Source organism: Collinsella sp. AM33-4BH, assembly GCF_003469205.1.
Taxonomy (GTDB): Bacteria; Actinomycetota; Coriobacteriia; order Coriobacteriales; family Coriobacteriaceae; genus Collinsella.
This window is the reverse complement of sequence record NZ_QSIN01000002.1, coordinates 52,843-74,870: the sequence shown is the minus strand read 5'-3', so window position 1 is coordinate 74,870 and position 22,028 is coordinate 52,843. Positions and strand designations below refer to the sequence as shown.

The window sequence follows — 22,028 nt, the reverse complement described above, 5'->3', positions numbered from 1 at the left end:
AATTTTAGGGAACCTGCCTTGCGGACGGTTATTTAGTTGTGCGTCGTCTCTCCCGGAGCCGTGAACATACCTGCTCATATGCGGCTCCGAGCCATATACAGGGCACGCGCGGCAACGCGGCAAATGTATGTCGTCTGCGGCATGTGCGCACCCTCCTTTACAAGTTGAGGTCAACTATACCAACGGTCATCGACCATGCGAACACCGTTGACATTCGTACGACAGCGTCGTGTGCCGTCGTTTAATAAATAATTATCTTGATTGATTAGAATTTGTCATTCCTCATTCGGCGAACGGCAAAAACAAAGCCGCCGAGGCTTATATCCCCCGACGGCATTACCCGGCGCTATCGACAAACCAAATGGATCCTGCTGGCATCAAAATGCATGCGCAGCGTCTCGCCTGCTTGCGGCAGCTCGTCGACAGGCATGCCCACTTTGTTGACCTTCCACTGCAGGCGCGTCGGCGCATCGGCACGCGGCACATCCAGCAGCACCAGGCGCTCAAAGCGCGAATCGCTCACACGGGCCACGTGCAAATCATAGCTGTTGCGACCCCGCTCGGCACGGTTGTCCACATGGAAGTAGCTCGCACGAATACCCAGGTACGCCACGTTATCGGGAACCTCACGGCCCACGTTGAAGGTCATGCCCCAGTCCAGGGCCTCAACTTCCTGAAGCCCGATCTTGCGCGCGCGGCTCGTATTCTTGCAGCCCGTCAGGCGCAGCGCAGCCAAGGTTTGCGGCCGGCGGACCACGTCCTCGACGGAGCCGATCTCCTCCACATGCCCGTCGTGCATCACGCAAATGCGCTCGCACAGGCGGCACGCTTCGTCGATGTCGTGGCTCACATAGAGCACGGTGCGGCTGCATACATCGAACAGGTCAAGCATGTTCTGTTCGAGCGCGCTCTTAAGATAGGAATCGAGTGCGCTCATGGGCTCGTCGAACATAAAGATGCCCGGGTGTGCCGCCACCATGCGCGCGAGCGCCACGCGCTGCTGCTGGCCGCCCGAGAGGCGCGCGGGATAACGGTCGGCAAAGTCGGCCAGTCCAAAGATTCCCAAGTAGCGCTCGGCAAGTTTTTTACGCGCGGCGGCGTCGCCCGCATCCTTTACACCGGCGCACACGTTATCGGCCACCGTCATGTTGGGAAACAACTGATAGTTTTGGAACAGTAGGGCGCATTTTCGCTCCTGGGGCGACAGGTCGATGCCCGCGGCCGAGTCAAAAAAGGTCACGCCGTTGACGACGATCTTGCCCTCGTCGGGCGTCTCCACACCGGCAATGCAGCGCAGCGTGCAGCTCTTGCCGCAACCCGAGGCGCCCAGCAGTGCCACGCGCTCCTCGCCGGCCTCAAGATGCATGTCGAGCACAAACCCGGGATAACGTTTCTTAATATCCAAAACGAGCGACATGGCCTATCGACCTCCCGTCGAGACGGCGTCATCGCGCATGAGCTCGGCCAGCGCCTCGCGATCGATACGCAGCGCATCGCCGCCGACCGGGTCGAGCGAATCGCCCTGTCCGGCGAAATCTTTGGCCTGCCTGCGCTCCGCACGGGAAAGGCCCCGTTCGCGATACTTTTGCGAATGCGCCGTGTACATGTTGATGAACAGGATGACCAGGAAACTGAACACGATTACGACAATGACCCAAAAGAGAGCTACCGACGTGTTGCCGCCCATCCACTCAAAGTAGATGGCGATGGGAATGGTCTGCGTAATGCCGGCATAGTTGCCCGCAAAGAACAGCGTGCAGCCAAACTCTCCCATGGCGCGGGCAAAGGCGAGCACCGTACCGGCGGCAATCGAGGGCCAGCCGAGCGGCATCATAAGCTTGGTAAAGATGCGACGTTCGGACCACCCGAGCGTGCGCGCGGCGTCGAGCATCTGCGTGTCGAGGCTCTCGAAGGCTCCGAGCGCCGTGCGGTAGACCAGCGGAAACGACACAACGACGGCCGAAATGACCGCCGCGGGCCAGGTAAAGACGATCGAGATGCCGTGCGCGATGAGCCACTGGCCCACCCCGGTCGAGCGGCCAAACAGCATGAGGAGCAGAAAGCCGCAGACCGTGGGCGGCAGCACCATAGGAATCGTAAAGACCGAATCGAGCAGGCCCTTGATGCGACTCGAGGTACCCATAGTCTTCCACGCGGCAAACAAGCCCAGTGCAAAGGCAATCAGCAGGGCAAGGCCGCTCGTTTTGATAGACACCCAAAACGGGCGGTAGTCGATGCCGCCTAAAAAGGAGGCCAAAGAGGTCAAGGGCCCCTGCTCATTCCGCAACACGACTGACGATGCTTCTACCATTTGAGCGCTATCAAGCCAACGCGCGCCGCCCTTGGCATCACCCGAGGCCGATGCAATCACCACATAGCGGTCCCCATCCGCACCGCGTTCGTCAAAGCCATAGGTATACCCGCCGGCATCAAACGTTGTTTCCGCCGTGACATACCAAGGAAGATCCACGTCCCCCAGCTGCGCACCTCCCATGCAGTTTGCGCTGTCGAGCTCACAGACGAGGGCCTTGAGGCCCGATACGCACTCGTTGTCCTGCGGATCCAATCCATACTTCTCGACCGCCTTGGGCGATATCCACACCACAACGCGATCGGCAGCAGGCGCCACTACAAGGTCCACGTCCTCGTCAACGGGAAACCGGTAGCCCTCAGGCTGGCCCTCCATGGCACGAGCGGTCCCCTTGGCCAACCGCTCAAAACCCTCGATCCCATAGGAAAGCCCATGAGCGGTCGCAGCAACCTGGGCCCCGTCCTCGGCGTCCCCAGCAAACGCAAATCCCGGCACCCAGCAAAGCGCGAAGGTCAAAGCACAGGCGACAAGCATGCGGAATCTATTAAGCACAAAAAGCTCCAAGAGAATACAAGGACGGAGTTAAACACAAAACGATGGAATTATCGCGCCAAGCCGCACTACGCGGAAAGCTCAAAGCCGTATTTGGCCCAAATCTTCTGGGCCTTCTTGTTGGACAGGCAAAAGTCGATAAACGCCTTGGCCTCGTCGGCATGTTCGGAGCCATCGGCGACAGCGCCCGGATACACGATGGGCTTATGCGAGTCCTCGGGACACACAAAGGCCTCCTCGATGCCGTCGTAGCGGTAGATGTCGGAGCTGTAGACAAAGCCAGCCACGCAGTCGCCTGTAGAGACGTAAGACGCAGCCGTGCCGACCTTGTCGGCCAGGGCCACCTTGTCGGCGATCTCGGGGGCGTACTCGCCGTCGTCGCCCTCGGTGCCGGTGTAGAGGCCCACGGAGGCCAGGGCCTGGTTGGCGTACTTGCCGGCGGGAACGGTCTTGGCGTCGCCAATGGCGATCTTGCCGTCCAGATTCGCGACGTCGGCGATGGCCTCGACCTTGGTGTCGGAGCCCTCAGCGCGAATGATCACGAGGTCGTTGACGAACATATCCTCACGGGTGTCGGCGTCGACGAGCTCGGCGGCCTCGGCGTCATCCATGGTGCCCTTGGAGGCTGTGATGAGCACGTCAACGGCGGCACCGGCGCGCATCTGCTCGACGAGGTCGCCGGAGGCCTTGAACTGCGTGTCGGCAAAGGCGGTGCCGGTCTGGTCGGTATAAAGCTCCTGAACCTCGGGCAGAGCCTTCTCGAGCGAGTTGGCGGCAAAGACCTGCAGCTCGACAGCTTTCTTGGAAGATGCCTTAGCAGAACCGGCATCGGATCCGGCCGGCTCGGACGTATTGTTGCCCGAGCAGCCGGCAAGACCAAGGCCGGCAGCGGCGACAGCAGAAAGCGAGACGAATCCGCGGCGAGAAACCATATCGAACATGTTCAACCCTTTCGGACCTTGTGCCCGGGTACCCCACCGCGAGCTTTATTCTGTAATTAGATTATACTTTCGTGCGAATAATATCAGTGATAAAGATTTCTCGCCTGATAATTTTCTTTTACCAATAACCACGAGACGGCCCGCGCTGTCGATGCATAAAAAGGCGGAGCGACTCGCAAGGTCGCTCCGCCGCAGGTAGTGCGCTTATTTGGTGTGCCCGCCGCCCGCCGTCATCTGGGCCGCATGCTCCAGCTGGTCGCTCACGGCCTCCCAGCTTTCGCGGGCCGCTTTCGTGGATCCCGGAAAGTTGATGACAAGCGTATACCCACGCTGCATGCACACGGCGCGCGAGAGCATGGCGCGGCGCGTCTTGGTCATGGAGTACGCACGGATCGCCTCGGCAATACCCGGCACATCGCGATCGCAGACGGTACGCGTCGCCTCGGGCGTCACATCGCGCATCGAAAGCCCCGTGCCGCCGCAGGTGAGCACGACATTGGCGTGGCACTCATCGGCGGCTTCCACAATGGCATCACCGATCTCGCTGACGTCGTCGCGCACGACCACATGCGAGGCGACCGTCCAGCCCTGCGCCTCGATAAGTTCCTCGAGTGCGGCTCCAGCCTCGTCCTGGGCAAGATCGCGCGTATCCGAGCACGTCACGATCGATATCTTCAGCTCCATAGCATTCCTCTTACAACACGGCGCCCTCGGGCAGGTCGACGCGAACAACGTCCACGACATCGCCCACCTTGAGGTCGCACGGTCCTTCGTCAACACGCAACAGGCAGTTAGCCCGCTGCATCGTGCCGAGCAGCGCCGAATTCTGCGTCTTGGCCTCGGTCACCAACAGCTCACCGGTCTCGGGGTCGCGCAAAACCGTGGCGCGATCGAAGAAGCGGCGATGCTGTCGCTTTTTCACGCCGTGCGTGAGCGTCGCCTGCTGCACGGGACGCGTACCCTCGGCAAAGCCGCGCATCTTGCGGATCGCCGGACGCGCAAGCATCTCAAAGCCTACATACGCCGCGGCCGGATTGCCTGAAAGTCCCAGGTAGGGCTTACCCCCAAGCAAGCCAAACGTGATGGCCTTGCCCGGACGCATCGAGATGCGATCGAACAGCACCTCGCCCTCGCGCCGGACGAGCGCCGTCACGTAGTCGTAGTCGCCTGCCGAGGCGCCACCGCTCGTAATGACAAAATCGCACTCCAGCACGGCGCGATGCACCAGCTCGGCAATCGCCTGCTCATCATCGGGCGCAATGCCGTAGAACACGGGCTCGGCTCCTGCATCGAGCGCTTCGGCCATCAACGCCGACGAGTTGGAGTCGCGAATCTGCCCGCGCGCCGGCAGCTCACCCGGCGCGACCAGCTCCGTGCCCAGCGAGATAATGCCCACACGCGGCGCGGCATGCACCTTCACGCTCGCATACCCGGCGCTCGCCAACAAGCCGGCGCCCGCCGGAGCCACGACCTCGCCGGCGTGCATCACAACATCGCCGGCATGGGCCTCCTCGGCGGCAGAGCGAACGTTCTCCCCTACCTTGGCAGGCGCCGAGAACCTCACACGCGAACCCTCGTTGCCGTCACCGACGAGCACATCGACGATCTCATACTTCACCACGGCATCGGCACCTTCGGGTACCGGCGCGCCCGTCATGATGCGGACCGTCTCGCCCGCGCCGATTGTGCCCTCAAACACATGGCCCGCAGCCTCGTGTCCGATAACGTCGAGCGTCACCGGCGCCTCGCCAGATGCCTGCGCCAAGTCCGCCGAGCGCACGGCATATCCGTCCATAGCGCTGTTGGCAAACGGCGAGATGTCGATATCGGCCACCGCATCCTCTGCCAAGGGAAGACCGGCGGCCTGCCACACGGGAATCTCGACGACTTCGGTGCGATTCACGTGCGACAAGACGATCGCCTGCGCGTCCTCCAACGGAATGAGTTTCTCAGCCATATACACCTCTAGCATGCTGCGGCGCGCAACAAAAGCGCCGATTCTTTATGTTTCTCTCAGTATAATCCCTCGCCGCCTGCTCAAGACCTGGCCCGCGGCCGCGAATACATCTGTCGGCCGCAAGCCGCGAAACAAAACCAAAACCAACCCACCGGCTCGTCGCGTTTACCGCGTTTTATAATGCTCGTGTTGCAACCCAAAAGAGGAACGTATGACTTTTACCGACAAACCCGAAAGCGCAAACGAAGCGCAGGATCATTCTCAGTCGCTCGACGACGGCGGCTTTTTCTCCCTGAACGACGTCATCATGGCCGGCAGGCATCAGCTCACCCGCTCCGAGCATCTCTTGGCCGCCGACACGCGCCGCAACGCCCGCAACCTACTCGCGAGCGCCAAGTTGCTCACACTCGTCGTCATCGTCTCGCTCGCCATGGGCGTTGCCGCCTGGGCGTTTTTGACCTCGCTGAATATCGCGACCGACTATCGCGAGCACCATGCATGGGTCTACGCCTTGCTTCCCGTTGTGGGCGTTGCCACCGCATGGGTGTACAAAAACCACGGCCTTGCCGCCAAACGCGGTAACAACCTGGTCATCGACTCCGCTCTGGGCACACGCCTCATCCATATGCGCATGGCCGTTCTCACCTTCGTCTGCTCCACGCTCACGCACCTAACGGGCGGGTCGGCCGGTCGCGAGGGAGCTGCGGTGCAGATTGGCGGCACCATCGCCAGCAACATCTCGAGCCTCGCCCACCTCAAAAAGCATGACCACCACGACCTCATGCTCGCCGGCATCTCGTCGGCCTTTGGCGCCGTATTCGGTTCACCCCTTGCTGGAGCTTTCTTTGGCATGGAGATGTGCTTTATCGGCAAGATCGACTACACCGCGGGCATCTACTGCCTGGTCGCCTCGTTTACCGGCTACTTTACGTCGCTTGCCTTGGGAACCGAGTACGAGGCGAATGTCATCGCCAGCGTTCCCAACATGACACCACGGACGGTTGTCATCGTAGTCATCAGCGCCATCATCTTTGGTCTCACCGCACGTCTCTTTGCCTGGTCGGTTCGTACCGTCAAGAGCCTGTACGGCCGCTTTATCACCAATTACCTCGTTCGCGCACTCATAGGCGCACTCGTGGTTTTGGCCGCCTACGCCCTCCTCGACGCCTGGGACTACGCCGGCCTTTCCACGTGGCTTTCCGGCGCCGGGTTTGCAGGCAACACCACCCTGGCGGACGCAGCCATCAAGTTGGTCGTCACAGCGCTTACCCTGGGCGCCGGCTTCCAAGGCGGCGAGGTCACGCCTCTGTTTGGCATCGGTGCGGCGCTCGGCGGCTGGATCGGCTGCCTTACCGGGCTTGACCCCAGTTTTCTGGCGGCTCTCGGCATGCTCGGCGTGTTCTGCGCCGGCCTCAACGTGCCCATCACCACCTGCATGATGGCCATCGACCTGTTCCACGGCACGGCCGCCGGGTTCTTTGTCATCGTGGCCTTTATCAGCTACCTAACCGGCGGACACCGCGGCGTGTACCCCGCCCAGCGCATCATCTCACCCAAGCGCCGTTCGCTTATTGTGGATGAGGGCGGTACGGTAGCGGATGCTATCGAGCGCCACAACGACCTGATAGAGTAGATGTAATAATCGCCGTGCAGCCACAATCGGGGCTAATTCGACCTGAGCGCGACCGCACCGTCATGTCACACGCCGGGAGTCGCCCCATGCACGCAACTGATTTTGGTCGCACGCTCATCATCGCCAACCCAGCCGCCCAGTCGGGTGCGGCACGCGAAGTTGCCGAACGCCTGCAACGCTTTTTGGACATGACTGCACGCGCATCCCAGTTTGACCTGGTGTTGACCGAGCGTATGGGACACGCCAAGGAGCTGGCCGCACAGGCTCAGGGCTATCGCACCGTTATCGCACTCGGCGGCGACGGCGTGATTCACGAGGTCGTCAACGGGCTTATGACGCAAAAGGAGAACGCCCGCCCCGCTCTTGCCGTCCTGCCCGTGGGCTCCGGCAACGATTTTGCCCAGACGCTCGGCATCGACGATTTCTCCGGCAAGGATTTTGGCGCGCTGCTCACCTGCGAGCTGCAGCGTCAGGATATCGGGCGCATTCGCTCGTGGAGCCCTGCGAGCGGCAGCGGCGAGGCTACCGTTGAGTACTACGACCAGACGCTCTCGGTCGGCATCGATGCTGCCATCGGCCTTAGCACCACCGAGCTGCGCAAAAAGACCGGCTTGACGGGCGCGCCGCTCTACACCCTCTCGGGACTTGAGCAGTTTGGCCTACGCTATCGCAACTATCCTATGACAGTCAGCTTTGACGGCGCGCCCACAGAGCGCGTGAGGGCGATCATTATGGCGATACAGCTGGGCCCCACGTATGGCTCGGGCTATCGCATCTGCCCCGATGCCGACCCCTGCGACGGCATGCTCGACGTCTGCTACGCCTGCGGCCCCGTCCCTCGCGCGGTAGCCCTGCCTATGTTCCTTTCGGCCAAGGACGGCCACCATACCAAGTTGCCACCGGTTCGCATGCGCCGCTGCCGCCATGCCGAGCTAACTTTTGAGGAGCCCGACTACCCCATCCAGGCCGACGGCGAGCCCATCGTCGCCTCGCGCATCGAAGTCGACATCCTACCCGGCGCCCTCCAAGTCTGGCACCCCACCCGCTAGCAAGACCAGCGAAACAATCGGCTACTCGTCGCTCCCCGGCTTGCGACGGTTAGCCTTTTTAATCGCATTGAAGTGCTTGTCGTTGAGCCTGCGCTGGCGCGATCGCTGGGGCACTTTGGTCTTGACGCGACGGCGCGGCGGACGGCCACGACGCTCAAGCTCTGCGCGCAGCTTACGCAGGCAGCTCGCGCGATTCTGAAACTGACTACGGCTCTCGCGCGCCGTCACGACAATCCCCGTGGGCCCATGTTTCATGCGCACAGCAGAGTCCGTCGTGTTGACGCCTTGTCCGCCCGGACCCGTCGCGCGAAACACCTGCACCTCGCAATCGCGCGCCAACTCCTCGGCCGACATCTCGGCATAGCGCGCATACTCGCGCCACCCCATCTTGTTCTCATCCATATCAACACCTCCCCTCATACAAAAAATGTGACAAAGGGACAGTCCCTTTGTCACATCGCATACCAATCGCTTGTGTTGCGCGCTTAGGCGAAGGTGATCTCGCCGGTCTCGCAGTCCATATCGGCGATACGGGCCAGGCTCTCAACGCGGAAGCCGCGCTCGCGGAGCTTATCGCCACCGCCCTGGAAGCCCTTCTCCACCGCAATGCCAATACCGGATACCTCGGCACCCGCAGCCTCGCAGATCTTGATAAGACCCTCGAGCGCGCAGCCGTTGGCCAAGAAGTCGTCGATGATCAGGACCTTGTCGCCCTCGGACAGAAAACGCTTACCAACGATGACCGGGTACTCCTTCTGCTTAGTAAAGGAGTAGATGGTCGTGGCATACTGCTCGCCGTCGAGGTTGATGGACTGTGCCTTCTTGGCAAAGACCACCGGCACGCCGCCAAAATGCTGGGCTGCGATGCAAGCCATGCCAATGCCCGAAGCCTCAATCGTCAGGATCTTGTTGATCTCGGCACCCTCGAACAGACGGGCCCACTCGGCACCCATGTGGTCGAACAGCTCAACGTCGCACTGGTGGTTGAGGAAGGCATCAACCTTAAGGACGTTACCGGCCTTTACGATGCCGTCATGGCGAATACGATCCTCAAGCTCCTGCATGGCGCAACCCCTTCTCGCGGCAACGATACCGCGCGATTAATAAACGTTGTTCGATAGTCTACCACGGACCGACCCCCGCCCGTCCCACAAGCCACATCGCACCACAAACCAGTCTTTTTGGGACGGCGCGAATCGTGGCAGACAGCCTCCCAACACGCTAATGGCGGGCGCGCATCTTCACCAAACGCACCATGGCGAGCGCAAAGCCCACGGCTGCCACGGCCATCAACACATAGAACACCGAACGAAAACCAAACAGGAACACATCCGGACGGCCCGCAACAAAACTGGTCACGGCCTCGCCCATCGCCACGCTCATCTGCCCATACAGGATATGCGACGCCGCCGTAATGCCGAGTGCCATGCCGGCGTATCGCGCCAAACTGCCCAAGCTGCCCGCAAAACCGAGTGCTTCGCGAGGAGCTGAGCCCATATACAGCGAGTTATTGGGGCTCTGGAAAATCGACGTACCGCACGACATAAACGCGACGCAACACACGATCACAGGGATAGAAGAGCGCTCGTCAAGCGTGCTTACCGCAAAGAGACCGCACACGTACACGCCTAGACCGACCGCCGTGGGTCCCTCGCAGCCAACGCGGTCCGAAACCGTACCCGAAAGCGGGCCGATAAAGGCATTCACCATCGGCAGCGCCAAAAAGAGTAGTCCAGAGATATCGGAACCAAAGCCGTGAGCGTCCTGAAAATAGAACGGCAGGATAAACTCGGATGCGCCAATACCAACGAACACGATGAGCATGCAAGCAAGGTTGATGGTGAAGGCCGAATTTGCAAAGCAGCGACGAGCAGCCTCAATCAGGGACATGGGGCGCTCGCCGGCCTCCGGCTTAACATGCGGTAGTGTATAGAGTCCCACGATAAACGAGATGACGCCAATGGGCAGGTTGATGAGGAAGATGCTCTCCCAGGGAAAGCTTGCCACCAGCATGCCGCCCAGCACGGGGCCACACATCATGCCGAGGGCCACGAAGGTCGCGAGAATACCCATGGCACGACCGCGCTCGCGCGCCGGAAACGACTCGGTGATGATACCCATGTTGTTAGCCATGGCCGCCGCGCAGCCGACGCCCTGCACAATGCGTGCCAGAATAAGAACTTCTAGCGAACTCGAAAGGCCGCAAAGCAGCGAGCCGACCGTAAAAACGATTACGCCCAGCTGGAATACGCCCACCTTGCCGCGCACGTCGCCCAAGCGGCCAAACGGCAGCATAGCCACGCATGTCGCAAGCAGGTACACCGAGCTCACCAGCTGGATGCGGTCGAGGCCCACGCCCAGCTCCTTTTGCATCACGGGCAACGCCACGGTCACGACGGTCGAATCCAGACACGACATAAACGTCATGATGAGCACGGTAAACAGAATCGCCCATTTGTTCTTGCCATGGGTATCGCCCTCAAGGGCAATGTGCTCGCGGCGCAGCTGCTCTGCAGTTTTCTCCATATCCATCCTTTCGAGTGGTGCAACGCAAAAACGGGGCCCCAATCGCCTGCGAACAGTCGCGATTGGGGTCCCGCCTACGGAATCGGAACTATATGTCACCGGAACCCCAAGAGGCTCCGTCGCTTCATACGAGAAGCTAGCCTAGCACTGCTCGAGCGCCTGCTCAAGGTCGGCAATCAGATCGGCCGTATCCTCGAGGCCGCACGACAGGCGCACCATGTCGGCGGAGATGCCACAGGCGATGAGCTCCTCATCGTTCATCTGGCGGTGTGTGGCATTAGCGGGATGCAGGCAGCAGGTGCGGGCGTCAGCCACATGCGTGGCGATCTGGGCAAGTTTAAGGCTCTTCATAAAGGTCTCGGCCGCCGCGCGACCACCGTTAAAGCCAAAGCTCACCACGCCGCAGGTACCGTTAGGCATGTACTTCTGAGCGATGTCATAGTACTTATCGCCCTCCAGGCCCGGATAGCTTACAAAGCGCACCTTGGGATGGCTCTGCAGGAACTTAGCAACGGCCAGGCCGTTCTCACAATGACGCGGCATACGCACATGCAGGCTCTCGAGCGAGCTATTCAGGAAAAACGCCGCCTGCGGGTTCTGCATGGGGCCGAGGTCGCGCATGAGCTGAGCGGTTGCCTTGGTAATGAAGGCACCCTCGCGACCGAACTTCTCGGCATAGGTCACGCCGTGATAGCTCTCGTCGGGCGTGGTGAGACCCGGGAACTTGTCTGCATGGGCCATCCAGTCAAACTGGCCGTGGTCGACGATCACGCCACCCAGGTAGGCAGCATGTCCATCCATGTACTTGGTGGTGGAGTGCGTAACGATGTCGGCGCCCCACTCAAAGGGACGGCACATCACGGGCGTCGGGAAGGTGTTGTCGACCATCAGCGGCACGCCGTGGTCATGTGCGGCCTTGGCAAAGCGCTCAATATCGAGCACGGCAAGGGCGGGGTTGGCGATCGTCTCGCCAAAGACGAGCTTGGTGTTGGGCCGGAAGGCTGCCTCCAGCTCCTCATCGGTGCAGTCGGGGGCGACAAACGTGCAAGTCACGCCCATGCGGCCCATGGTGTGGGCGAGCAGGTTATACGTACCGCCATAAATAGCAGAGCTAGCGACCACATGATCGCCGGCACCGGCCACGTTAAAGATCGCGAGGAAGTTCGCGGCCATGCCCGAACTCGTGAGCATCGCAGCGGTGCCGCCCTCCATCTCACAGATCTTGGCGGCAACGAGATCGCATGTGGGGTTCTGCAGACGACTGTAGAAGTAACCAGACTCCTCCAGGTCAAACAGCTTGCCCATGTGCTCGGACGTGTCGTACTTCCACGTGGTGGACTGGTAGATGGGCACCTGGCGCGGCTCCGCGTCGCCCGGGTGATAGCCGCCCTGAACACATGTAGTACCGATGGTCTGCTCGCTCATATCCAACTCCCTTACTTGGGTTTTGTTTTTATTCGGTTCACGATACCGCTACCCCGCACCCCTCTCAACCCACCCCGCCGATAGGTTATGGGACAAATTAATCAGGTTTATTTGTCCCAAATCTTAAGAAAGTGTTCGATGGCGAAAAACAATGAGATATGCACTGCGGTCTCGATAAGCGAATGCGCCGGCAAGGGTACCATAGGCGGGTACACCATGAACAAGGAGACAACGATGAAGCAGATCGATACCACCCAGCTCAACACTGCCGCCTGCCAGGCTCAGGCTGCCGAGTACCACGCCCGCGGCTTTAACTGCGCCCAGGCTGTCGCTTGCACGCTCGCGCCCGCTGTGGGGCTCGACCCCCAGATCGCCTTTACCCTCACCGAGGGCTTTGGCGCCGGCATGGGCGGCATGACCGAGACCTGCGGCGCCATCTCGGGCGCCGTGGCCATCATGGGCTTTGTGATGAGCGATGGTATGGAGAACCCCAAGACCAAGGGCCAGACCTACAAGCTGTCGCGCGAGATTGCCAAGCGCTTTGGCGAGAAGAACACCACGACCGTCTGCGGCACGCTCAAAGGCGTCGGATCGGACCAGGGTCCGCTCCGCAGCTGCCCCGGCTGCATCGACGACGCCGTCGACATCGCCTGCGATGTGCTAAAGCAGCTCGCCGAGTAAACGGCGACAACATAAAACGACGGCCGGCGCGCTTGGGATTCATCCAAAAGCACGCCGGCCGTCGTCGTTAGAACTCAGCAAACTCGGGAGCGCTGACCTCAATCTCCTCACGCCCCGCCATAAGCTCGCGCATCTTAACGCAAAACGGCTCCTGCTCCCCCGCCTTAAACACCAAATGAATCGTCACGGCATCCGCGTAATCGGTATCCGAAACCTTGGCATCCGAATCCTGGGCCAAACGAAGCACTTGCTCATACTGCGGATAGGCCACACGCACATCAACCGGCACGACGCTCGTCATCTCAACGATCTGCCCGGCTTCCTGAGCCGCAGCCACCGCCGTCTGCGTCGCCGCGGTATAGGCGCGTACCAAGCCACCAGGTCCCAACAACGTACCACCAAAATAGCGTGTCACTACGCAGCAAACATTTTTGAGCCCCGCACCGCGCAGCACCTCGAGCGTCGGCATACCACTCGTGCGGCTCGGTTCACCATCATCGCTCTGGCGCTCGCGTCCATCGACCAAAATCCACGCGGGAACATTGTGTCGAGCGTCATAATGACGCTTGCGAACCATCTCGATAAAGGCATTCGCCTCGTCCTCGGACTCAATATGGACCAGCTGGGCAATAAACCGGCTCTTGCGGTCCACAAACTCGCCCGAAACCTCAATATTCGATTGCAGAGTAAAATAGCTGTCCAACAAAGCCCCTCAACAAAATAAAGCGCAGCAACAAACAGCCTCAATAATACGGCAAAGGCCGTACCGATTGTCAGGGTAACAAAAATGCCAAGTGGGCCTGTAAGCCGGGTTCTGTCGTGAACGGTCATTTATCTTGTCTGCACGTTACCGTGCAGCTCCACGCACGCTACCCGAACGCGGACCGGGCCGGCCCATAGCGTTCCTATTCGCGCTTGCTCCGGATGGGGCTTGCCAAGCCGCCGTGTTGCCACGACGCTGGTGGTCTCTTACACCACCGTTTCAGCTTTTCCCTTTACGCCTTGCGACGCAGGTGGGAGTCTTCTTTTCTGCGGCGCTTTCCGTCGGATCACTCCGCCCGGCCGTTAGCCGGCATCCCGCCCTCTGGAGCCCGGACTTTCCTCACGCGTACCGCAAGCAGTACATCGCGCGACCGTCTGGCCCACTCAGCAGTGCAAGAGTGTAGCACACCGCCGCCACAGGCAACGGCACAACACAAGCGCTCGACACGATAAACCAAGAAGCGCCCATGCGCTACAATAATCCCGTCGATGGGCAACGTTGTCAGTCGAGACGCGACCGCGCTCCGCACCCCTCCGTCTACTCGGTGCGTTCCCGCCTCCTCCCCGAGGCGGGATGTCGGCTTTTTTCATGCACCGACAATTCAATAGCCTGTGGACAGCCCGGCAGCATTGCGCATCTCGGTGCCAAATGCAAAAAGGGACCCGTCCATTACGGACGGATCCCTTAAAACAAGTGATCGTCAAACCGATTTACTCGGCGTCAGTCTCCTCGTCCTTCTTCTCGGAAGGCAGCGGGGTAACCTCGATCTCGACGCCCAGAGTCTCAGCAGCGGACTTCATGGACAGGGAGATACGACGACGGTCGAGGTCGATCTCCATGACCTTGACCTGAACCTTGTCGCCCACGTGGGTGACCTGAGAAGGCTGATCGACGTGCTTGTTGGCCATCTCGGAGATGTGCACCAGGCCCTCGATGCCCTCGCCCAGATCGACGAAAGCGCCGAACGGGACAAGCTTGGTCACAGTGCCCTCGACGATAGCGCCGACGGGATACTTCTTGACCAGTGCGCGCCACGGATCCTCGGTGGTCTGCTTGAGACCCAGGGAGATGCGCTCGCGGTTGAGATCGACGTCGAGAACCTCGACCTCGACCTCCTGGCCGACCTTGACAACCTCGGAAGGATGGTTGACGTGGTTCCAGGAGAGCTCGGAGATGTGGATGAGGCCGTCGATACCGCCGAGGTCGACGAAGGCGCCGAAGTCGACGATGGAGGAAACGGTGCCCTGGAGACGCATGCCAGACTTGAGCTTGGACAGGATCTCGGAACGCTCGGCCTTACGGGACTCCTCGAGCACGACGCGACGGGAGAGGACGACGTTGTTGCGGTTGCGGTCCATCTCGATGACGCGAGCCTCGATGCGGGTGCCCATGTAGGAGGTGAGGTCCTTGACGCGACGGAGGTCGACGAGGGAAGCGGGCAGGAAGCCACGCAGGCCGATGTCGAGGATCAGGCCGCCCTTGACAACCTCGATAACCTCGCCCTCGACGTTCTCGCCGGAGTTGAACTTCTCCTCGATGCGGTTCCAAGCACGCTCGTACTCGGCACGCTTCTTGGACAGGACCAGACGACCGTCCTTGTCCTCCTTCTGGAGAACGAGGGCCTCGATGGGATCACCGAGTGCAACGATGTCTGCAGGGTTAGCGTCCTTGCGGATGGACAGCTCGCGGACCGGGATAACGCCCTCGGACTTAAATCCGATGTCAACGAGCACCTCGTCATGCTCGATCTTAACGACAGTGCCGTTAACGAGATCGCCCTCATCAAAGTCGGTAATCGTACCGTCGATGAGGTTGTTCATCTCCTCCTCGTTGACATCGTCAAGAGAGAAAATGGACGAGTTCTGAATCTCACTCAAAGGTGGACCCCTTTCGAACTACGGGGCCCCGATTGCTAGGACCTACAGAAGGGTGCGACAAGCACACAACGTTTAGGAACACTCGGGAGCCGACAGATACTGATGTGACGCTTATGCAATCACGTCCGTATAGATTACGGGGAAATCACTTCGATTTCAAGCGTGAACTGCGATTTTTTACTCGTATGGAGACTTTTTCGCAATCTTATGAACACACGTCTCCACAACTTGACGATAACCAGCCAGGCATTTGGCTTTGGGGTAAAGTATCCGGAGCCAACGACTCTAGATCAAATTTACGAGAAAGGTGCCCGCGTGCTCAAAGCAGTCGTTTTCGATATGGACGAGACGCTTCTTAGCATCAACCTCAACGCATTCATCCTTCGCTATTTTAAGGATGTCTCGTCGATGCTCGCGGATATCGGGCGACGCAGCCGAGGCGGCACGATGGCACGCCTAGGCACAATTCTGGTCGATCTCAACGCCAATCGCCGCAGCAGCACGGACAATCGCACCAATCTTGAGTTCTACCAGAAAGAGGTTGAGCGCCGGTGTGGAATCTGCCTCTCCGACCCCCTCATCTACGAGGCGTCTACCTACTACGACCGCGAAGTCCTGCCACACAAGAACGATGACATGATCAATGCGAGAGCCATGCCAGGCGCACATGCCGCGCTCCAGGCCGTACAGGATGCAGGACTGCGCTGCGCGCTCTTTACCAACCCCAGCTTTCCGCAGGGGGCCATCGAATGCCGCATGGGCTGGGGCGAGCTGACAGACGCGCCCTTCGAGCTCGTAACGCACATGGGCAACGCCACGCGCTGCAAGCCCGATGCCACATATTATCTAGAGCAGCTGCAGGTCATGGGGCTCGAGCCACATGAGGTCCTCATGGTGGGCAACGACCCCAAGCGCGATTTCCCCAGCCCCGACTGCGGTATTCAAACCGCCTATGTGGGCCAAGGAAAGCCCGGCCGAGCCACCTGGCGTGGAACCATGGAAGACTTCGCCCGCGACTTCAACGCCGTAATCGAAGCCTTCTACGAACACCAAGTAGCCGACGAACTGAGCTAACGTTCAGACTTAATAGTCGTTGGGGACGTTCTTAAATGACTAGTCAAACAAGAACGTCCCCAACGACTAGTCATTTAAGAACGTCCCCAATGACTACCCCGATGTTTAGGCAAAGTCAGCGAAAACCCGCCAGAGCGAGCAAGGTGCCTTGAAACGAAGCGGCATTGATCTTTTGATCATGCCGCCGAAGTTGAAAGGCAGATTGCCGCTCTGGCGGGTTTGCAGCGTCGAGCCGTTACGCGGGTTGGTAAACCCGCGTAACTAACGAACTAGCACACTCGAGTCTTGCCGATCATGATGTTGAGGATCTCGACGTCGGTATCTTTCATGCCCACACGGCCTACGTAGCCCATACTGGCGATTGTCTGCTCAACGGTATCTTGGATCAGGCCCTCGCCGGCGCGGAAGCCGCGACCCTGCATGGCCATATCATGGCCCAGAATCGCTGCATCGACGGCAGCCGAGATCTTGGCGGCACAGCTCGCCTTGGCGCCGTCGCACACGATGCCGCCCACGTTACCGAGCGTATTCGAGACCGTCGCGCCAATCTGCTCGCGCGTGCCACCGCACAGCCAGGTAATCGCAGCGCCGGCGCCGCACGCGGCGCAAATAGCACCGCAAAACGCCGAAAGCGCACCAATATAGCTCTTGATATGCACGGCGATAAGATCGGACAGCATCACGGCGCGCACCAGACGCTCGTGGTCGCAGCGCAGGTACTCGGCATACTCCATGACGGGCAGTGCGCAGGTAATGCCCTGATTGCCCGAGCCGCACACAATGGCGACCGGCAGCGCGCAACCGTTCATGCGGGCGTCGGACCCGGCGGCCGCACGGGCACGGGCACGGCAGGCGACGTCATCGGCACGAGCACCCAGCAGCGTACGACCCACCTCGGCGCCCCAAGCGTGCGCAAGGCCCTCGGCACTGATTGCGCCATTCAGCTCAATCTGACGCTCAACGGCAGCGCGGGCGCCCTCAATGTCACCGTCCTCGATAAAGTCGATGATGGAATCAATGGACATGGGCGTATCGGCGTTATCTGCCGCACGCTCGGCCACCACGCGCTCGGCGCAGGCGGCGCACTCCCCCGCCGACTTGCCGCATACCGGAATACCATCGAGCGTATGGCACGTGACATTAGTGTGGTGATCGGTAATCTCGACGACCGCGGTATGGCCCCCGGCCGTCGCAGTCACCTTGATGTAGAGGTTGGGCACACCCTCGACAAGCGACACATCGCAGTAGCCAGCGTCGGCGAGGAGCTCGGCCACGCGAGCGCGGTCTTCATCGTTAACGCTCTCGAGCACCTCGAGCGCGCTCTTAGCGTCGCCGCCCACGGCACCCAGCACGGCCGCGGCTTCAATACCGTGCATACCGCCCGAGTTGGGCACGGTCACGCTCTTAACGTTCTTGATAATGTTGCCCGAGCAGGCAACATCCATATGATCGGGTTCGCAACCGAGCGTCTGGCTCGCCAGCGCCGCTGCATAGGCAACGGCAATGGGCTCGGTGCAGCCGAGTGCACAGACAAGCTCGCGGTTCAAAACATCGCAAAACGCGGCATCACGGATGGAATCGGTAGGCATAGGTATCTCCTGCTTGCATAACGGGCTGGACTCTCAAAAAAGTTGGCTCCTTTATTTGATAACAATGCATCAAAAACCGCAACCATGGTTCCGGCGGACGGCGCTCAAGCACAAACTGGCGGCATTCATTCATGAAATGCGGGTCTTGTTGCCTGCTAAAGCGTTTGATCAAAAAACGCCCGAGCGTTTACACAAAAGTCGCGCTATCATGCAGTCGAACGCGGTAAAACCTTTAGCAATTCCGCCGCACGGACCAGAGAGGAACCACTCATGAAGATTGGTATCGGTAACGACCACGCCGCCGTCGAGCTCAAGAACATCATTTCCGAGCACCTGAAGGAGCGCGGATGCGAGGTCGTGAACTTTGGCACCGACACCTCCGAGAGCTTTGATTACCCCATCGCCGGCTACAAGGTGGGCAAGGCAGTTGCCAACGGCGACGTCGACCTGGGCATCCTGATCTGCGGCACCGGCGTCGGAATCAGCCTGGCCGCCAACAAGGTCGAGGGCGTTCGTGCCGTCGTGTGCTCCGAGCCCTTCAGCGCCAAGCTCTCGCGCATGCACAACAACACCAACGTGCTCGCCTTTGGCGCCCGCGTCGTGGGCTCCGAGCTCGCCAAGATGATCGTCGACGAGTGGCTCGACGCCGAGTTTGAGGGCGGCCGTCACGAGCGTCGCGTTAACCTCCTCAACGAGATCGACCACACGCGCGGCCTTAAGATCGTCGACGAGGCCTAAAGATTCACAAAGCCATACGACGCTAACGCCAGCCCCCGCCCGGAAGAAACATCCGGACGGGGGCTCTTTAGTAGATTTGTGGGGGTTTACCAAAAGTCTACTGGAATAAAAAGGGCGCCGCGGATGAAGTTCCGCGGCGCCCAAGCCACACGCTAACAGCTTTAAGGAGTCAAAGCTGGTTTAGCCAAAAAAGCGCTTGATCTCGATCTCGGCGTTCTCCAGGCAGTCGGAGCCGTGGATCACGTTGGCGTTGACATCGACAGCAAAGTCGCCGCGAATGGTGCCGGGGGCAGCATCAAGCGGGTTGGTGGCGCCCATAAGGGTGCGCATCTTGGAGACAGCGGAGAGGCCGGAAACGACCATCTTGACGACCGGACCGCTCGTCATAAAGTCGCAGAGACCGCCAAAGAAGGGCTTGTCGGCCAGATGGGCGTAGTGCTCCTCGACGGTAGCGCGCTCGAGCGTGGTCATCTCCATGCGCTCGATAACAAGGCCGCTGCGCTCAATGCGAGCAACGATCTCGCCGATCTTGCGATCGCGCACGGCGTCGGGCTTAATCATGATGAAGGTCTTCTCGATAGCCATAAGGTAGCCTTTCAAGTAGGTTCGCGCGTGCCCAAGTCCCATTCCGGCACCCGCCTGGACTGCATCGTAACAGAGTTCTAGCTGCAGTTAAACAAAAAGCCGTTTATTGAAGCGTTATTATTTATTAAAGCGCTCCATATGTGTCACTTCTGTTTCGAAGCCCGACTAGAGTACCATCCGTCCCACTTTCAACTGCAACGAACAGAACGGGCGGTCGATTGTCGCCCGTGAACGCACCCCCTTCACAACCTGCGCAAATGTCCTACAGAAGTTCTCGACAAGCTCCTTTCTTCTCTATAACAAAACGGGTGCCCACCGTAGCGGGCACCCGTAAAGGCAAAATATGATGAACACACCAGACAGACGCATCCAATAAGCTAATTAGCTCCGTGGCCCATCTCGACGACCTTGGATAACGAGCCAAACACACCCTCATCGGCCGCGAGCTGCGCCTCGGCGCTTCCCAACTGCACGGCAACGGCAGCAGGGGCGGTACCACCCTCGGTCGTGCGCGCGGCGACAATCGACGGGATGTCGAGTGCCTCGGTAATGTCGCGCTCAAAGAGCGGACTTGCCTCCTGAAACACCTCAAACGGCAGGTCCTCAAGATTGCAGCCGCGCTTCTCACACATCAGGACAAGATGACCCACCACGGCATGTGCCTCGCGGAACGGCAGGCCGCGCTTTGCCAGGTAATCGGCAACATCAGTGGCTGCCAAGTGGCCCACACCACACTCGCGCGCCATGGCGTCCTCGTTGACAGTCCAGGTCGAGATCATGCCGGCCATAACCGACAGGCACTGCATGAGCGTATGGGCGGTATCGAGCGCACCCTCCTTGTCCTCCTGCAAGTCCTTGTTATAAGCAAGCGGCAGGCCCTTCATGGTCACGAGCAGCTGCACCAGGTTGCCGTACACGCGACCGCTCTTGCCGCGGATAAGCTCAGCAAAGTCGGGGTTCTTCTTCTGCGGCATGATAGACGAGCCGGTGGAATACGAGTCGGAAAGCGTGATAAAGCCGAATTCGGAGCTCGACCACAGCACGATCTCCTCGGAAAGACGCGACAGGTGCATGGCCATGACGGAGCCGGCGTAATGCAGATCGAGCAGGAAATCACGGTCGGAAACCGCATCGAGCGAGTTGGGAATCACACCCGCAAAGCCAAGCTCGGCAGCCGTCATCTGACGATCGAGCGGATAGCTCGTACCGGCAAGCGCGGCAGCACCCAACGGGCAGTTGTCGGCGGCATCAAAGGCGGCCTTCAGGCGCGTAAAGTCGCGCGCGAACATCCAGGAATACGCCAGCAGATGATGCGACAGCAGCACGGGCTGAGCGTGCTGCATGTGCGTGTAGCCCGGCAGAATCACCTTGTCGTACTTCTTGGCCGCATCCACCAGCACATGACGCAGCTCAAGATTGGCCTCCATGAGCTCCTTGGCCAGCGCCTTGACGCCCAGGCGTGTGTCGGTCGCCACCTGGTCGTTGCGCGAACGCCCGGTATGCAAGCGCTTACCGGCCTCGCCGATGCGACGCGTCAGCTCGCTCTCGATGGACATATGAATGTCCTCGTCGTTGATATCGAAGGTGAAGTTACCGGCATCGATATCCTGTTCGATTCCGGTCAGGCCCTTGGCAATCGCCTGCTCATCCTCGGCACTGATGATGCCCTGAGCCGCCAGCATCTTGGCATGCGCCTTAGAGCCGGCGATATCCTGCTTATAGAGATGTTTGTCGACCGGCAGCGACGCGCCAAACTCCTGCGTGACCTCGGCCACGCCCGCCTCAAAACGACCGCCCCAAAGAGCCATGGAACCGTCCCCTTTCTCCAAATACCAAAACAAGCGCCCAAAGCAATGCGCCCTGTCGCTAAAGCGATTTATCAACCGCTAGTTTTACACATTCCCCACCGTGCGCGGGGCCATGTAGCTAATTTGCAAAGAAGTGACGCGCCATGCACTTGGCGCCCAACGTCTCCCTCCGGATGTTGCCCTGCGAACCATCGATCCAGGCCTTCAGGCTCATGGGAACGTCCTCGACCTTTGCAGCATCGAACTCGGGCGCAAGGGCAAGTAAAGCATGCGCGATAGCATTGAGCATAATGGATACTCCTCATATATATAGGCACAGAGCCGCCAAATTGATAGAAAGAGCCCCGCCGGACAACCCCGGCGGGGCTCGGACTCAGCCGCAGATGCGGCATCATATATGCGGGCGGAACGTAGGGGCCACCGATGTTAAGAAGTGTCAGCAAGCATAACGAAAGGTAGGGACCCCGTGCGCCCGTTATGTATCACGCGGATGGGCCGCGCGGATACCAAGGAAGAGAA

The 22,028-nt window shown here is 60.0% G+C and carries 19 protein-coding genes, 1 other RNA gene and 1 pseudogene; 5 read left to right on the top strand and 16 right to left on the bottom strand.

What is annotated here, in order from left to right; genetic code table 11:
• Window positions 1-346: 346 nt before the first annotated feature.
• The 5 genes from DW821_RS01835 to glp all read right to left on the bottom strand — a co-directional run bounded on the left by DW821_RS01835 (window position 347) and on the right by glp (window position 5,761).
• The gene (locus tag DW821_RS01835; protein ID WP_118065242.1) at window positions 347-1,417 is read right to left on the bottom strand and encodes a sulfate/molybdate ABC transporter ATP-binding protein; all 1,071 of its coding nucleotides are present in this window, start codon (window positions 1,415-1,417) and stop codon (window positions 347-349) included.
• A 3-nt stretch (window positions 1,418-1,420) separates the two neighbouring features.
• Entirely contained in the window at window positions 1,421-2,863 is a 1,443-nt protein-coding gene (gene modB / locus DW821_RS01830; protein WP_233552974.1) for a molybdate ABC transporter permease subunit, read from the bottom strand.
• Between the two features lie 68 nt (window positions 2,864-2,931).
• Window positions 2,932-3,804, bottom strand: coding sequence for a molybdate ABC transporter substrate-binding protein (gene modA, locus DW821_RS01825; RefSeq protein ID WP_117773612.1), 873 nt, complete (start codon window positions 3,802-3,804; stop codon window positions 2,932-2,934).
• 204 nt (window positions 3,805-4,008) lie between these two features.
• The gene (locus DW821_RS01820; RefSeq protein ID WP_117786467.1) at window positions 4,009-4,488 is read right to left on the bottom strand and encodes a molybdenum cofactor biosynthesis protein B; all 480 of its coding nucleotides are present in this window, start codon (window positions 4,486-4,488) and stop codon (window positions 4,009-4,011) included.
• 10 nt (window positions 4,489-4,498) lie between these two features.
• Entirely contained in the window at window positions 4,499-5,761 is a 1,263-nt protein-coding gene (glp, locus tag DW821_RS01815; protein WP_118065486.1) for a gephyrin-like molybdotransferase Glp, read from the bottom strand.
• A gap of 211 nt (window positions 5,762-5,972) precedes the next feature.
• Here glp and DW821_RS01810 point away from each other — a divergent pair, with 211 nt between their 5' ends.
• Together DW821_RS01810 and DW821_RS01805 are read left to right on the top strand one after the other, a co-directional pair.
• The gene (locus tag DW821_RS01810) at window positions 5,973-7,394 is read left to right on the top strand and encodes a chloride channel protein (RefSeq protein WP_192934557.1); all 1,422 of its coding nucleotides are present in this window, start codon (window positions 5,973-5,975) and stop codon (window positions 7,392-7,394) included.
• A gap of 86 nt (window positions 7,395-7,480) precedes the next feature.
• Window positions 7,481-8,443 (top strand): diacylglycerol kinase family protein, encoded by a 963-nt coding sequence (locus DW821_RS01805; protein WP_118065238.1) that lies wholly within the window; start codon window positions 7,481-7,483, stop codon window positions 8,441-8,443.
• A 21-nt stretch (window positions 8,444-8,464) separates the two neighbouring features.
• Here DW821_RS01805 and DW821_RS01800 read toward each other — a convergent pair.
• The 4 genes and pseudogenes from DW821_RS01800 to DW821_RS01785 all read right to left on the bottom strand — a co-directional run.
• Window positions 8,465-8,773, bottom strand: a pseudogene (locus DW821_RS01800) (peptide chain release factor-like protein); the annotation flags it as partial.
• Between the two features lie 155 nt (window positions 8,774-8,928).
• On the bottom strand, window positions 8,929-9,507 hold the full coding sequence (locus tag DW821_RS01795) for a xanthine phosphoribosyltransferase (protein ID WP_118065236.1): 579 nt from the start codon (window positions 9,505-9,507) through the stop codon (window positions 8,929-8,931).
• A gap of 157 nt (window positions 9,508-9,664) precedes the next feature.
• On the bottom strand, window positions 9,665-10,969 hold the full coding sequence (locus DW821_RS01790; protein ID WP_118065234.1) for an MFS transporter: 1,305 nt from the start codon (window positions 10,967-10,969) through the stop codon (window positions 9,665-9,667).
• A 141-nt stretch (window positions 10,970-11,110) separates the two neighbouring features.
• Window positions 11,111-12,394, bottom strand: coding sequence for an O-acetylhomoserine aminocarboxypropyltransferase/cysteine synthase family protein (locus tag DW821_RS01785; RefSeq protein ID WP_118065232.1), 1,284 nt, complete (start codon window positions 12,392-12,394; stop codon window positions 11,111-11,113).
• A gap of 234 nt (window positions 12,395-12,628) precedes the next feature.
• Here DW821_RS01785 and DW821_RS01780 point away from each other — a divergent pair, with 234 nt between their 5' ends.
• Entirely contained in the window at window positions 12,629-13,075 is a 447-nt protein-coding gene (locus DW821_RS01780) for a C-GCAxxG-C-C family protein (protein ID WP_089571609.1), read from the top strand.
• Window positions 13,076-13,142: 67 nt separating this feature from the next.
• Here DW821_RS01780 and DW821_RS01775 read toward each other — a convergent pair whose 3' ends face one another.
• From DW821_RS01775 to rpsA, 3 genes are all read right to left on the bottom strand, one after another.
• Window positions 13,143-13,781: a YigZ family protein gene (locus DW821_RS01775; protein WP_199576928.1), complete on the bottom strand. Its 639-nt coding sequence runs from the start codon at window positions 13,779-13,781 to the stop codon at window positions 13,143-13,145.
• An 81-nt stretch (window positions 13,782-13,862) separates the two neighbouring features.
• Window positions 13,863-14,224, bottom strand: an RNA gene (gene rnpB, locus DW821_RS01770) — RNase P RNA component class A.
• Window positions 14,225-14,548: 324 nt separating this feature from the next.
• Entirely contained in the window at window positions 14,549-15,715 is a 1,167-nt protein-coding gene (gene rpsA / locus DW821_RS01765) for a 30S ribosomal protein S1 (protein WP_022095232.1), read from the bottom strand.
• A gap of 315 nt (window positions 15,716-16,030) precedes the next feature.
• Between rpsA and DW821_RS01760 the strand changes: the two genes are divergently transcribed.
• Entirely contained in the window at window positions 16,031-16,789 is a 759-nt protein-coding gene (locus DW821_RS01760) for an HAD family hydrolase (RefSeq protein ID WP_118065228.1), read from the top strand.
• A gap of 269 nt (window positions 16,790-17,058) precedes the next feature.
• Here the strand turns inward: DW821_RS01760 and DW821_RS01755 are convergent, their stop codons facing one another.
• Window positions 17,059-18,378, bottom strand: a complete 1,320-nt coding sequence (locus DW821_RS01755; RefSeq protein ID WP_118065226.1) for a serine dehydratase subunit alpha family protein — start codon at window positions 18,376-18,378, stop codon at window positions 17,059-17,061.
• Window positions 18,379-18,648: 270 nt separating this feature from the next.
• On the opposite strand from DW821_RS01755, the gene rpiB reads away from it, so the two are divergent.
• Window positions 18,649-19,116, top strand: a complete 468-nt coding sequence (gene rpiB / locus DW821_RS01750) for a ribose 5-phosphate isomerase B (protein ID WP_035138007.1) — start codon at window positions 18,649-18,651, stop codon at window positions 19,114-19,116.
• A 180-nt stretch (window positions 19,117-19,296) separates the two neighbouring features.
• Here rpiB and ndk read toward each other — a convergent pair whose 3' ends face one another.
• The 3 genes from ndk to DW821_RS10150 form a co-directional block, all read right to left on the bottom strand.
• Window positions 19,297-19,701 carry a nucleoside-diphosphate kinase gene (gene ndk / locus DW821_RS01745; RefSeq protein WP_055251725.1) on the bottom strand — a complete coding sequence of 135 codons (405 nt, stop codon included), beginning with the start codon at window positions 19,699-19,701 and terminating at the stop codon, window positions 19,297-19,299.
• A gap of 377 nt (window positions 19,702-20,078) precedes the next feature.
• On the bottom strand, window positions 20,079-21,509 hold the full coding sequence (gene argH / locus DW821_RS01740) for an argininosuccinate lyase (RefSeq protein WP_117640298.1): 1,431 nt from the start codon (window positions 21,507-21,509) through the stop codon (window positions 20,079-20,081).
• Window positions 21,510-21,627: 118 nt separating this feature from the next.
• Window positions 21,628-21,798, bottom strand: coding sequence for a hypothetical protein (locus tag DW821_RS10150; RefSeq protein ID WP_158549324.1), 171 nt, complete (start codon window positions 21,796-21,798; stop codon window positions 21,628-21,630).
• Window positions 21,799-22,028 lie beyond the last annotated feature (230 nt).